Here is a 12215-nt window from a genome sequence, read left to right on the forward strand (position 1 = left end):
GGCGCGGATCGTGCCGTGGACCCCCATCACCCCGCCGTTGACATCACGTTTGCCCCGGTTTCACCCCTCCGTTTCCGGAACGTGATCCTCAAGTTCAGCTCAGATGTGGTGACGAACCGGCGTACCCGTCCTTAGGGTCCTCACAATCGAGAGCGGTGGGCAGGGGGCCACGGTCTCGGTGCGGGAGCGAACGCCTCTCCAGGCGTCGTCCACTCCCCCGGATCGTTGGAACAGAGGATGTCGCACCATGAAGTCCCGTAAGTCGGCCACGTTCTCGGCGATCACCGTGATCGCGGTCGCTCTCACCGCCACCTCCTGCAGCGGCGGCGGGACGAGTTCCGCCGGTGACACCCCGTCCAGCAGCACCAGCACCCTCGACCGGCCCAAGCTGCCCACGTACAAGGTCGCGACGGACGTCTCCTTCGACTCCCCGACGCTGGCCCGGGCGCAGAAGGCCGGCAAGCTCGTGATCGGGGTCAAGGACGACCAGCCCTACCTGGGCCACCAGGACGCGAACGGCCAGCGGTCCGGCTTCGACATCGAGATCGCCAAGATGACCGCCGCGGACCTCGGCTTCGCGCCCGGGCTGATCCAGTTCAAGACGATCGACACCCGCAGCCGTGAGGCGGCCATCGCCAACGGCGAGGTGGACCTGTACGTCGGCACGTACACCATCAACGACGAGCGCAAGAAGAAGGTCGGCTTCGCCGGGCCGTACTTCATGGCCGGTGCCGACCTGCTGGTCCGCAAGGACGACCGCACCATCGGCGGCCCGTACTCCCTGCAGGGCAAGACGGTCTGCTCCGTCAAGGGCGCGACGGCCCTGCGTGAGATCCAGAAGCCCGAGTACAACACCACGACGGTCGAGACGAACAAGTACGGCGAGTGCGTCAAGCGGCTGCTGGACGGCGACGTCGACGCCGTGACCACGGACGACGCCATCCTCCTGGGGTACGCGGCGCAGTCGCCGGACAAGCTGAAGGTCGTCGGCAACCCGTTCACCGAGGAGCCGTACGGCATCGGCATGGCCAAGGGCGACACGGCGCTGCGCGAGGCGGTCTCGGACTCGATCGAGGCGCACGACGCGAGCGGCGACCACGAGAAGGCGTACGACGCGACGCTGGGTCTGTCCGGCTCCAAGTACGCCGGCACTCCGCTCGTCGACCGCTACTGACACCTCGTCAACAAGGGGCGGCCACCGGTCATCGGGTGGCCGCCCCTTCGTCGTGCGGTCGTGCTTCGCGGCGCAGGAAGCCGGCCCCTTCGCGGGCACACGGCCGCCCCGCGCTCGGCAAACGGGTCCCGACAACGGGTCCGCTCCGCACCCGGCAAACGGGTCCGGACACGGGTCCGCCCCGGCCGGGCGTGGCGCCGGCCGGGGCGGATCGGTGCGTCGGCGTCAGCCGAGGGTGGCGATCGCCTGGTTGAAGGTGGCCGAGGGACGCATCACGGCCGCGGCCTTGGCCGGGTCGGGCTGGTAGTAGCCGCCGATGTCGGCCGGGGAGCCCTGGACGGCGATCAGCTCGTCGACGATGGTCCGCTCCTGCTCGGCCAGCGTCTTGGCCAGGGGCCCGAACGCCTCCGCGAGCTGCGCGTCGTCGGTCTGCCGGGCCAGCTCCTGGGCCCAGTACAGGGCCAGGTAGAAGTGGCTGCCGCGGTTGTCGATGCCGCCGAGCCTGCGGCTGGGCGACTTGTCCTCGTTGAGGAAGGTGCCGGTGGCGCGGTCCAGCGTGTCGGCGAGGACCTGGGCGCGTGCGTTGCCCGTGGTCGTCGCGAGGTGCTCGAAGCTGACCGCCAGCGCGAGGAACTCGCCCAGGCTGTCCCAGCGCAGGTAGTTCTCCTTGACGAGCTGCTGGACGTGCTTGGGGGCGGAGCCGCCGGCGCCCGTCTCGAAGAGGCCGCCGCCGTTCATCAGCGGGACGACCGACAGCATCTTGGCGCTGGTCCCCAGCTCCAGGATCGGGAACAGGTCGGTCAGGTAGTCGCGCAGCACGTTGCCGGTGACGGAGATGGTGTTCTCGCCGCGGCGGATGCGCTCGACGGAGAGCTTGGTCGCCTCGACCGGGGACAGGATCCGGATGTCCAGGCCCTCGGTGTCGTGCTCCGGCAGGTACGCCTTGACCTTCTCGATCAGCTGCGCGTCGTGGGCGCGGCCCTCGTCCAGCCAGAAGACGGCCGGGTCGCCGGTGGCGCGGGCACGGGTGACGGCGAGCTTCACCCAGTCCTTGATCGGGGCGTCCTTGGTCTGGCACATGCGGAAGATGTCGCCCGCGCCGACGACCTGCTCCAGCACGGCGTTGCCGTCGGCGTCGACGACACGGACGGTGCCGGTGGCCGGGATCTCGAAGGTCTTGTCGTGGCTGCCGTACTCCTCGGCCTTCTGGGCCATCAGGCCGACGTTGGGCACGGAGCCCATGGTGGCCGGGTCGTAGGCGCCGTTGGCGCGGCAGTCGTCGATGACGGCCTGGTAGACGCCCGCGTAGCTGCTGTCCGGGAGGACGGCGAGGGTGTCGGCCTCCTGGCCGTCCGGGCCCCACATGTGGCCGGAGGTGCGGATCATGGCCGGCATGGAGGCGTCGACGATGACGTCGCTCGGAACGTGCAGGTTGGTGATGCCACGGTCGGAGTCGACCATGGCGAGGGCCGGGCCCTCGGCGAGCTCGGCGTCGAAGGACGCCTTGATCTCTGCGCCCTCGGGCAGGGCCTCCAGGCCTTTGAAGATGCCGCCGAGGCCGTCGTTCGGGGTGAGGCCGGCCTTGGCGAGCGCCTCGCCGTACTGCGCGAAGGTCTTCGGGAAGAAGGCGCGTACGACGTGGCCGAAGACGATCGGGTCGGAGACCTTCATCATCGTGGCCTTCAGGTGCACCGAGAACAGCACGCCCTCCGCCTTGGCGCGGGCGACCTGGGCGGTGAGGAACTCGCGCAGGGCGGCGACGCGCATGACGGACGCGTCGACGACCTCGCCCGCGAGGACCGGAACCGACTCGCGCAGCACGGTGGTGGAGCCGTCGTCACCCTTGAGCTCGATGCGCAGGGTGCCGTTCTCGGCGACGACCGCGGACTTCTCGGTGGAGCGGAAGTCGTCGACGCCCATGGTGGCGACGTTCGTCTTCGAGTCGGAGGTCCAGGCGCCCATGCGGTGCGGGTGCGCCTTGGCGTAGTTCTTGACCGAGGCGGGGGCTCGGCGGTCGGAGTTGCCCTCGCGCAGGACCGGGTTGACGGCGCTGCCCTTGACCTTGTCGTAGCGGGCGCGGATCTCGCGCTCCTCGTCGGTCTTCGGGTCGTCCGGGTAGTCCGGCAGCGTGTAGCCCTGCTCCTGGAGCTCGGCGACCGCGGCCTTCAGCTGCGGGATCGAGGCCGAGATGTTCGGCAGCTTGATGATGTTGGCGCCGGGCGTCCTGGCCAGCTCGCCGAGCTCGGCGAGGGCGTCGTCGATGCGCCGGCCCTCTTCGAGGTACTCGGGGAACTGGGAGATGATCCGTCCCGCGAGCGAGATGTCACGGGTCTCCACGGTGACACCGGCCGTCGAGGCGTACGCCTGGACCACGGGCAGGAACGAGTACGTCGCCAGGGCGGGCGCCTCGTCAGTGTGCGTATAGATGATGGTCGAGTCAGTCACCGGGTGCTCCGCTCTCCACGTCTGCAACATTGCTCGACATCAAGATATCTCGTGATCGGCCCCTGTTCGACAGGGGCCTCCTCACGGTCGTGATCGGCGCCCCGGAGGGAGCGATCCCGCCCGCCCGCGCCTGGCGGGAGGGCCGAGGACGCGGCAAGGCCGACGTCCGCGCGCGCGAGACCGGCGCCGTCCGCCCCGTGGTCGGACGACGCCGGTCTCCCGGTCCTACTTGACCGACCCGGCCATCACTCCCTGGACGAAGTGCCGCTGGAAGGCGAAGAAGACCACCAGCGGGACCACCAGCGAGAGGAACGCGCCCGGGGCCAGCACGCCGATGTTGCTGCCGAACTGGCGCATCTGCGACTGCAGGGCGACGGTCAGCGGCTGGGATCCGCTGTCCGCGAAGAGCAGCGCCACCAGCATGTCGTTCCAGACCCACAGGAACTGGAAGATGGCGAGGCTCGCGATGGCCGGCCGGCCGAGCGGCAGCACGAGCCGGGAGAAGATGCGCCATTCGCCGCCGCCGTCCATCCGGGCGGCCTCCAGCATCTCGCGCGGTATCTCGGCGAAGTAGTTCCGCAACAGGAAGATCGCGAACGGGAGGCCGTAGGCGACGTGGAACAGGACGACGCCCGCGATCGTGCCGAACAGTCCGACGGCGCCGAAGAGTTTGGCCACGGGCAGCAGCCCGATCTGGACGGGGACCACCAGCAGTCCGACGACCACGAGGAAGATCGCGTCACGGCCGGGGAAATCGAGCCAGGCGAAGGCGTAGCCGGCGAGTGCGGCGATGCCGACGACCAGGACCGTGGTGGGCACGGAGATCAGAACGGTGTTCCAGAAGGCGGCGGTGATGCCGGAGTCCTCCAGCAGCGCCGTGTAGTTGTCCAGTGACAGCTGGGAGGGGTCGCTGAGCGCCGTCCACCAGCCGTCGGACGCGTTGTCCCGCTCCGAGCGCAGGGAGGAGAGGAACAGCCCGGCCAGGGGCGTGATCCAGACCAGGGCCACGACGATCAGCAGGGCCTGGACGATCCCGCTGTTCAGCCACTTGGCCAGGCGGCCCTGCCGCCCGGGACGGCTCGGCGCGGCCGGGGCCGCCGCGGGGACGGGGGCCTCGGCGACGGGCGGGCGCTCGATGGTGCTGTGGCCGCTCATGCTCCGCTCCTCCTGAACCGCCGGACGTTGAAGATCATCGCGGGGACGACGAGCAGGAGGAGCAGGACGCTGAGCGCGCTGCCGAGCCCCTGGTCGTTGCCGCCGCCGAACGACACCAGCCACATGCGGGTGGCCAGTACGTTGGCCTCCTCCTGGACCGGGCCCGGCGCGATGATCCAGACCAGGTCGAAGACCTTCATCACATTGATCACCAGGGTCACGAAGACGACGGTGAGCACGGGTGCGAGCAGCGGCACGGTGATCTTGCGGAAGATCTGGCCCTCGGTGGCGCCGTCCATCCTCGCCGCCTCCAGCGCGTCGCGCGGGATGGCGGCGAGTCCGGCCCCGATCAGCACCATCGCGAAGCCGGTCCACACCCACAGGTAGGCGCCGATGATCGCGGGGGTCACGAGGGCGGGGCCGAGCCAGTTCACGCCTTCGTAGGGGGCGGCGAAGTTCGACGCGGGCAGCCGGACCGTGTACGCCCCGTCGTCCAGGCCGGCGAAGCGGAACGATCCGTCGGCGGCCGTCGTCGCGGTGGCCGCGACCGCCCCGTCGCGTACGGCCTCGACGGTCATGCCCGGCAGTCCCTTCTCGGCCGGGTCGACCTTTCCCTGCGCACCGCCGCCGCCCGGGGTGAAGTCGAGGTAGACGACCCCGCCGATCGCGTCGTCCCCCGGCTCCTTCACGGCCGCGGACTTCGCCCCGGCGGGCATGGCGCCGGGGGCGACGCCCACGAAGCCGAGGGTGACGGTCCCTCCCGGGTGCACGGCCTCCTCGGTGGTGTACGGGCCGCCCGCGCCGCCGGCGAGACCCTGGTTCTCGCGGGCCCTGGCCGTCGGATACGCCGCCGGGTCCGCGAAGGCGCCGTGGACGCCGACGACGGCGGCGTTGAGCACGCCCCGGTCCGGGTCCTGCTCGTACGCGAGCCGGAAGATGATGCCCGCGGCGAGGAAGGAGACGGCCATGGGGAGAAAAAGCACCAGCTTGAACGCGGTGGCCCAGCGCACCTTCTCGGTGAGCACGGCGAGCAGCAGCCCGAGACCGGTCAGCAGGACGGGTGCGACGACGACCCAGACGGTGCTGTTGCGGATGGCCCTGAGCGTGGCCGGATCGCTGAACATCTCGGTGTAGTTCGCCGCTCCCACGAACCGGTCCCCGCTCGCGTCGAACAGACTGCGGCCGACGGAGAAGAGGACGGGGTAGACGACGAGCGCACCGAGGAGCAGCAGTGCGGGCAGGACGAAGACGACCGCGAGGCGGCGCTTCCTGCGCTGGGCCCGGCGCCGCGGGTCTGCCGCGGCGCGGGCCTTGAGCGTGTCAGCCATGAAAGCAGCCTCAGTTCCGGTACGCCTTGGCAGCCGCGGCTTCCAGCTTCGCCGCGGTGGCCTTCGGGTCGGACGGGTCGCGCAGGAAGTCCTGGAGCAGCTTCCACTCCCCCGCGCCCTTGGTCCCGCCGAAGGCGGCGGGGGCCTGGTCCGACATGTCGAAGCGGACCGAATTGCCCGCGCCGATCAGCGACTCGGCGGTCTCGCGGCTCACGTCGTCGCTGTACGCGTCGAGGCTGACCTCCTTGTTCGGCGAGAGGAAGCCGCCCGCGCCGGCCCAGACCTCCGCGGCCTCGGGCGTCGCCAGGAACTCCAGCAGCCGCATCCCGGCCTCGGCGTTCTTGCCCTCCTTGAGGACGACGGCCGCGTCACCGCCGCTGACCACCGGCGGCTCCCCGGCGTCGACGCCGGGGAAGGGGAAGAACTTGGCGTCCTCGCCCGGCTTCCTGCCGAACTCGTCCTTGGCCACGCCCCCCACGAAGTCGCCCTCGTAGACCATGCCCGCCTTCGGCTCGGGGCCGAAGACCTGCTCGACGGAGGCGGGGAAGTCGGTGCGCAGCGCGCCCTGGGCGCCGCCGGCGACGAGCTGCTTGTCCTTGAACACCTCGGCCAGGGTGGTCAGCGCCTTGACGACGCTCTCGTCCGTCCACTTGATCTTGTGCTGGGCGAGCTGGTCGTACTTCTCCGGTCCGGCCTGCGAGAGATACACGTTCTCGAACCAGTCGGTCAGCGTCCAGCCGTCCTCGCCGGCTATCGCGAAGGCGGGCCGGCCGGAGTCGGAGAGGGTGCGGCCGGCCTCCAGCAGGCCCGTCCACGAGCTGGGTTCCGTGACGCCGGCCTGGGTGAACGCCTCCGGGCTGTACCAGACGGTCGACTTGTGGGCCGCCTTGAAGTAGAGGCCGTAGTAGGTGCCGTCGACCGTGCCGTAGTCCTTCCAGACAGGGGCGAGTCCGGCGGTGGCCGACTTGGCGGTCTTGTCCGACAGCGGCTTGAGCCAGCCCTCGGAGGCGAACTGCTTCAGCACGCCGACCTGCGGGACCATCACCACGTCGGGGGCGTTGCCGCCCTCGATCTTGCTGCCGACGAAGGTGGAGACGTTGTCGCCGGAGGGCACGAAGACGGTCTTCGCACCCGTCTTCTCGGTGAAGGCGTCGAGCACCTTCTTGAAGTTCTTCTGCTCGCTGCCGGTCCAGACACCGGCGACGGTGACGGTCTGGCCGCTGAGTTCACCGCCGCTCGCGGGGCCGGTGGTGCCGCCGCAGGCGGTGGCGGTCAGGGCGACGGCGATGGCCGCCGAGACCGTCGCTGCCGTCCGCCGGGTCGTCTTCGAGGGTCGTCGCATGGTGAGGGTCCTTCCAGGGGTGGGGGCGGTCAGGAGGTGGGGTCGGCGGTCCACCACGCGGCGGTCGCTCCGGGGAGCACACCGTCGGGGCAGGGGCCGCTGGACAGCAGGGGGGTGCCGCTCGCGGGAGCGGGGACGGGCTCGGTGCCGAAGTTGACGGCGCAGATCAGTCCGTCGCCGCGGACCATGGCCAGCACGTGCGGGGGCGCGTCCAGCCAGCGGAGCGTGCCCTCGCCCAACTGCGGGAGGCTGCGCCGCAGTTGCAGGCCCTCGCGGTACAGGTGCCAGAAGGATCGGGTGTCGGCGAGGGCCCGGTCCGTGGCGTGCTCCGCGAACCACTCGGGCTGCGGCAGCCACGGCCGGGCCCCGGCCTCGCCCTGGCTGAAGCCGAACGGGGAAGCATGGCCGGACCAGGGCAGCGGAACCCGGCAGCCGTCGCGGATGCGCTTGCGGCTTCCGGTGCGGTGGAAGATCGGGTCGGTGAGGACCTCGTCCGGCAGGTCGAGGACCTCGGGCAGGCCGAGCTCCTCCCCCTGGTAGACGTACGCGGCGCCGGGCAGGGCCAGCATCAGCAGGGCGGCGGCGCGGGCGCGGGCGGCGCCGAGTCCGCTGCCCTCGACACCGGGTTCCCCCGCGTACCGCGTCACCGTGCGGACCTGGTCGTGGTTGTTGAGCACCCAGGTGACGGTGGAACCGGTGCCGGCGATGTCGCGTACGGCCTCGTCGATCGTCGAGCGGAAGGCGTCGGCGTCCCAGGGGGCGCTGAGCAGGTCGAAGAAGAACGCCTGGTGCAGTTCGTCGGGCCGGACGTACAGGGCGTGCTCGCGTGCGGTCGGTACGGAGACCTCGCCGACGAGCAGCCGCTCGTGACCGTCCCGTGCGGCGTACTCCTCGCACACCGCGCGCCAGCGGCGCCACACGTCGTGGACCTCCGGCTGGTTCCAGGCGAGCGGGTTGACCGAGTCCCGGGAGCGCTCGTCCGCTTCGGGGTCGTCCGAGTCCGGCAGGTCGGGGTGCTTGTAGAGACCGGCCGCCACGTCGATGCGGAAGCCGTCCACGCCGCGGTCGAGCCAGAAGCGCAGCACCCGCTCGAACTCGTCGCCGACGGCCGGGTCGCGCCAGTTGAGATCGGGCTGCTCGGGGGTGAACAGGTGCAGGTACCACTCCCCGGGCGTCCCGTCGGGGTTCGTGGTCCGGCTCCAGGCCGGGCCGCCGAACATGGCGCGCCAGTTGTTGGGCGGTTCGGCGCCGTCCGCGCCGCGGCCGGGGGCGAAATGGAAACGGGAGCGGGCTGGGCTGCCGGGGGCGGCGGCGAGGGCCTCGCGGAACCAGGGGTGCTCGCTGGAGCAGTGGTTCGGGACGATGTCGAGCAGCAGCCTGAGCCCGAGCCTGCGGGCGTCGGCGACCAGCCGGTCGAACTCGGCGAGGTCGCCGTAGACGGGGTCGACGTCGCAGTAGTCGGCCACGTCGTAGCCGTGGTCGTGCTGCGGCGAGGGGTAGAAGGGGCTGAGCCAGATGCCGTCGACGCCGAGTTTCCGCAGGTAGGGAAGCCCGGCACGGACGCCGGCCAGGTCACCTATCCCGTCCCCCGTGCTGTCGAGGAAGCTGCGGACGTACACCTGGTAGATCACCGCGTCGCGCCACCACGGTTCGGGTGTGGCGGAGCTGCGGGAGAGGGGGCCGATGCCGGCCGGAAGCGTGCTGAGCATCTCGCGTCGACCTGTTCTGCTGAATGCGAGAGCGCCCCGGATCGGGTGCGCTGTTATGCATGCATGTTAAGTAGCCATGACGCAGAGGTGTCAACGATCCGTACGTAAACCACCGAAAGCTGGGGTGTTTTGTTCCGCTATGGGGACTTCAATAGCGAGGAGCCTCTACCTAACATGTAAGTAGAGGCTCCTGGGGAGGTGACGATGGGCTCAGTCGGTGCGGGAAATGGCGCCGAGCTCGCGCGCCAGTCGCTCGACCGCCTGCTCGGGCGTCTGGCGCAGCGCCATGACGTCCTGCGCCACCGCCTGCACGGCGAGGCTCACCTGGTCGTAGCGCGCGGACTTGGGGCGCGGCACGGCCGACAGCACGCTCCGGCGCAGGGTCGGCAGATACGGATGGGCGGCGATCAGCGCCGGATCCTCGTACAGCGCGGCACGCACGGGCGGCAGCGACCCCTCGGTCAGGACCTTCCGCTGGACCCGCTCGCTGGTGAGGTAGGCGATCAGGTCGGCGGCCGACTCGGGGTGGCGCGCATGGCTGCTGACCGCCAGGTTGGAGCCGCCGAGCACGCTGGTGCCGGGGCCGTCGGAGCCGGGCAGGGGCACCGCGCCGAACCGCCCGGCCACCTCGGAGTCCTTCGCGCTCGCGTCCGCGTACACATAGGGCCAGTTGCGCAGGAACAGCAGCCGGCCCTCCTGGAAGGCCCGGCGGGACTCCTCCTCCTTGTAGCCGAGGGCCTCGCGGGCGATCCAGCCCTCGCGCACACCGTCGGCGAGGAAGGAGAAGGCGGCACGCGCGGCGTCCGAGTCCACGGTGACCCGGTCGCCGTCGTCCCGGAGGATCGAGCCGCCCGCCGAGTGCACCGCCTCCGTGACGTTGACGGTCAGCCCCTCGTACGGCAGGAACTGGCCCGCGTATCCGTCGAGGCCGTGGCGCGGAGCGAGGGTGCGGGCCTGGCGGGCCAGCTCGGCCCAGGTGCGGGGCGGCTTCACGCCGGCACGGTCCAGCACGTCCTGGCGGTAGTAGAGCAGCCCGGCGTTGGTCACGTACGGGACGGCGTACAGGCGCCCGTCGAAGGTCGCGGTGTCCACCACCGGACTCAGGAAGGAGTCCAGGGGAAAGCGGTCGCGCTCCAGCGGCGAGATCCACCCCGCAGCGGCGAACTCCGAGGTCCAGGCCACGTCGATGTTCAGCACGTCGAACCGGTCGCTGCCCGAGCGCAGCTCGCTGATCATCTGCGCACGGGTCTCGTCGGCCGACTCGGGCAGCTCGACGAGCGTCACGCGTTCGCCGGGGTGCTCCTCGTTCCAGTCCTCGAGCAGCGGCGGGAGATAGCCGGTCAGGTCGCCGGCCGTCACCAGCGTCATCGGCCCCCGGCCGGCGGGCTCCGCTCCCCCGGCGCGCGCGTCGAGTCCGGTGCATCCCGCAAGGACCACTGCCGCGGCCAGGAGTCCCCTACCCGCGGCACGCATCCACCGCATAGGTTCCTCCCGGTGCACGATCCGGCTGCGCCGCCGACCATCGTGGCCTATATATACCCGTTAGGCATGGGCGATACTAGAGGCCCAGGCAGACGGGGCGGGCGGACGGACCGGACGTGCCACTGCCCAGCCAACAGCAGACTACGCAGCGGGAGAGAGGGGGAGCGCGTGCGGCTGCCGCTCCTGGCCCTCCTCACCCGGGGCCCCGCGCACGGCTACGAGCTCAAGCAGGACCTTGAGAAGCTCCTGGGCGCCGCGTACCCTCAGCCGAACGTCGGCCAGATCTACGTCACCCTCGGCCGGCTGGAGAAGAGCGGACTGATCGACGGCGAGGACGTCGAGCAGTCGGGCCGGCCCAACAAGCGGACGTACCGGCTCACCGACGCCGGGCGCGAGGCCGTGCTGGCCTGGTTCGAGGAGACCACCGACGAGCCGCGGGTGCGGGACGAGTTCTTCATGAAGCTCGCGCTCGCGCCGCAGTCTGGGCTCGCCGACCCGATCGTGCTGATCAACAGGCAGCGGCGGCAGTACCTCAACACCATGCGGGAACTGTCGAAGCTGGCCGCGTCCGAGGACCGGGACAACAGGTTCTCCCAGCTGCTGATAGAGGGAGCCATGCTGCACCTGCAGGCCGACCTCGACTGGCTGGAACGTTGTCAGGAGGAGCTGGAATGAGCCACGACGCGCCGTCCGGCGGCCGCCGGGCGCTGCCCGGCACGGCCGGGTCCGAGGCCCGGGGCCGCGGTGTCCGGCCGTCCGGCGCTCCGGGCGGCCGCGGCCGCGCCGACGCCGGCCCGGACTCCTCGCCGCACCCGGACGCCCCGCCCTCCCCACCCGCGAGCACACCCATCGTGCGCGCCGAGGGTCTGACCAAGACCCACCACGGCGAGGGCGCCCCCGTGCACGCCGTGCGCGGGGTGGACCTGACCGTGCGGCCCGGGGAATTCGTCGCGGTCACGGGGCCGTCGGGCGCCGGGAAGTCGACGCTGCTGCACCTGATCGGCGGCCTCCAGCGGCCCGACAGCGGGCGGCTGTGGATCGGCGGGGAGCAGGTCGACGCCTACCGGGAGGCCCGCTGGGCGGTGCTGCGGCGCCGCAGCATCGGCATCGTCTTCCAGTTCTTCAACCTCGTCTCCAACCTCACCGTCGCCGACAACGTGGAACTGCCGGCGCTGCTCGCCGGGGCGTCGCCCCGGGCCGCGCGCGCCTCCCGCGCCGAACTGCTCGCCGAGCTCGGGCTGGAGGGCCGGGAGAAGTCCATGCCGGGCGAACTGTCCGGCGGTGAGCAGCAGCGTGTCGCGCTCGCCCGGGCACTCGTCAACCACCCCGCGCTGCTGCTGGCCGACGAGCCCGCCGGCAGCCTCGACAGCAAGGGCACCCGCGAGGTGCTGCGGCTGCTCTCCCGCTTCCACCAGCGCGGACAGACGATCGTCATGGTCACCCACGACGCCCGGATGGCAAGCGCCGCCGACCGCGTCATCAGCTTCTTCGACGGGCGCATCGCCGACGACGCGGTGCTCGGCACCGGGCACCGTGCCGCGGGCGGCGGCGTCTCCGGCGTGCTCGAACTGGGGGACTGA

Annotated in this window: 9 protein-coding genes; 3 read left to right on the forward strand and 6 right to left on the reverse strand. The window is 71.1% G+C overall.

The genetic code is table 11. From position 1 onward, the window contains the following. The first annotated feature begins 247 nt into the window (after positions 1–247). Entirely contained in the window at positions 248–1174 is a 927-nt protein-coding gene (locus AB0K02_RS11895; protein ID WP_365992234.1) for a glutamate ABC transporter substrate-binding protein, read from the forward strand. Between the two features lie 225 nt (positions 1175–1399). Here AB0K02_RS11895 and AB0K02_RS11900 read toward each other — a convergent pair whose 3' ends face one another. From AB0K02_RS11900 to AB0K02_RS11925, 6 genes are all read right to left on the reverse strand, one after another. Then, on the reverse strand, positions 1400–3619 hold the full coding sequence (locus AB0K02_RS11900) for an NADP-dependent isocitrate dehydrogenase (protein ID WP_365992235.1): 2220 nt from the start codon (positions 3617–3619) through the stop codon (positions 1400–1402). Between the two features lie 225 nt (positions 3620–3844). Continuing rightward, entirely contained in the window at positions 3845–4774 is a 930-nt protein-coding gene (locus tag AB0K02_RS11905) for a carbohydrate ABC transporter permease (RefSeq protein WP_365992236.1), read from the reverse strand. Further along, entirely contained in the window at positions 4771–6102 is a 1332-nt protein-coding gene (locus AB0K02_RS11910; protein ID WP_365992237.1) for a sugar ABC transporter permease, read from the reverse strand. The genes AB0K02_RS11905 and AB0K02_RS11910 overlap by 4 nt, the downstream gene beginning before the upstream one ends. Positions 6103–6112: 10 nt before the next feature. Beyond that, on the reverse strand, positions 6113–7444 hold the full coding sequence (locus tag AB0K02_RS11915; RefSeq protein ID WP_365992238.1) for an ABC transporter substrate-binding protein: 1332 nt from the start codon (positions 7442–7444) through the stop codon (positions 6113–6115). 29 nt (positions 7445–7473) lie between these two features. Next, the gene (locus tag AB0K02_RS11920; protein ID WP_365992239.1) at positions 7474–9153 is read right to left on the reverse strand and encodes a glycoside hydrolase family 13 protein; all 1680 of its coding nucleotides are present in this window, start codon (positions 9151–9153) and stop codon (positions 7474–7476) included. A 210-nt stretch (positions 9154–9363) separates the two neighbouring features. Next, the gene (locus AB0K02_RS11925) at positions 9364–10635 is read right to left on the reverse strand and encodes an ABC transporter substrate-binding protein (RefSeq protein ID WP_365992240.1); all 1272 of its coding nucleotides are present in this window, start codon (positions 10633–10635) and stop codon (positions 9364–9366) included. 168 nt (positions 10636–10803) lie between these two features. On the opposite strand from AB0K02_RS11925, the gene AB0K02_RS11930 reads away from it, so the two are divergent. Beyond that, positions 10804–11310 carry a PadR family transcriptional regulator gene (locus AB0K02_RS11930; RefSeq protein WP_365992241.1) on the forward strand — a complete coding sequence of 169 codons (507 nt, stop codon included), beginning with the start codon at positions 10804–10806 and terminating at the stop codon, positions 11308–11310. Beyond that, a complete protein-coding gene (locus AB0K02_RS11935; RefSeq protein WP_365992242.1) occupies positions 11307–12215 on the forward strand; it encodes an ABC transporter ATP-binding protein in 909 nt (302 codons plus the stop codon). Before AB0K02_RS11930 ends, AB0K02_RS11935 begins: the two co-directional genes overlap by 4 nt.

The organism is Streptomyces sp. NPDC049597 (assembly GCF_040675505.1).
Classification (GTDB): domain Bacteria; phylum Actinomycetota; class Actinomycetes; order Streptomycetales; family Streptomycetaceae; genus Streptomyces.

What these genes read in the sequence shown, in the direction of transcription:
- AB0K02_RS11935 (WP_365992242.1), top strand. Translation starts at nt 11,307, where the DNA reads ATGAGCCACGACGCGCCGTCCGGCGGCCGCCGGGCGCTGCCCGGCACG.
- AB0K02_RS11920 (WP_365992239.1), bottom strand. Translation starts at nt 9,153, where the DNA reads ATGCTCAGCACGCTTCCGGCCGGCATCGGCCCCCTCTCCCGCAGCTCC.
- AB0K02_RS11925 (WP_365992240.1), bottom strand. Translation starts at nt 10,635, where the DNA reads ATGCGGTGGATGCGTGCCGCGGGTAGGGGACTCCTGGCCGCGGCAGTG.
- AB0K02_RS11910 (WP_365992237.1), bottom strand. Translation starts at nt 6,102, where the DNA reads ATGGCTGACACGCTCAAGGCCCGCGCCGCGGCAGACCCGCGGCGCCGG.
- AB0K02_RS11895 (WP_365992234.1), top strand. Translation starts at nt 248, where the DNA reads ATGAAGTCCCGTAAGTCGGCCACGTTCTCGGCGATCACCGTGATCGCG.
- AB0K02_RS11915 (WP_365992238.1), bottom strand. Translation starts at nt 7,444, where the DNA reads ATGCGACGACCCTCGAAGACGACCCGGCGGACGGCAGCGACGGTCTCG.
- AB0K02_RS11905 (WP_365992236.1), bottom strand. Translation starts at nt 4,774, where the DNA reads ATGAGCGGCCACAGCACCATCGAGCGCCCGCCCGTCGCCGAGGCCCCC.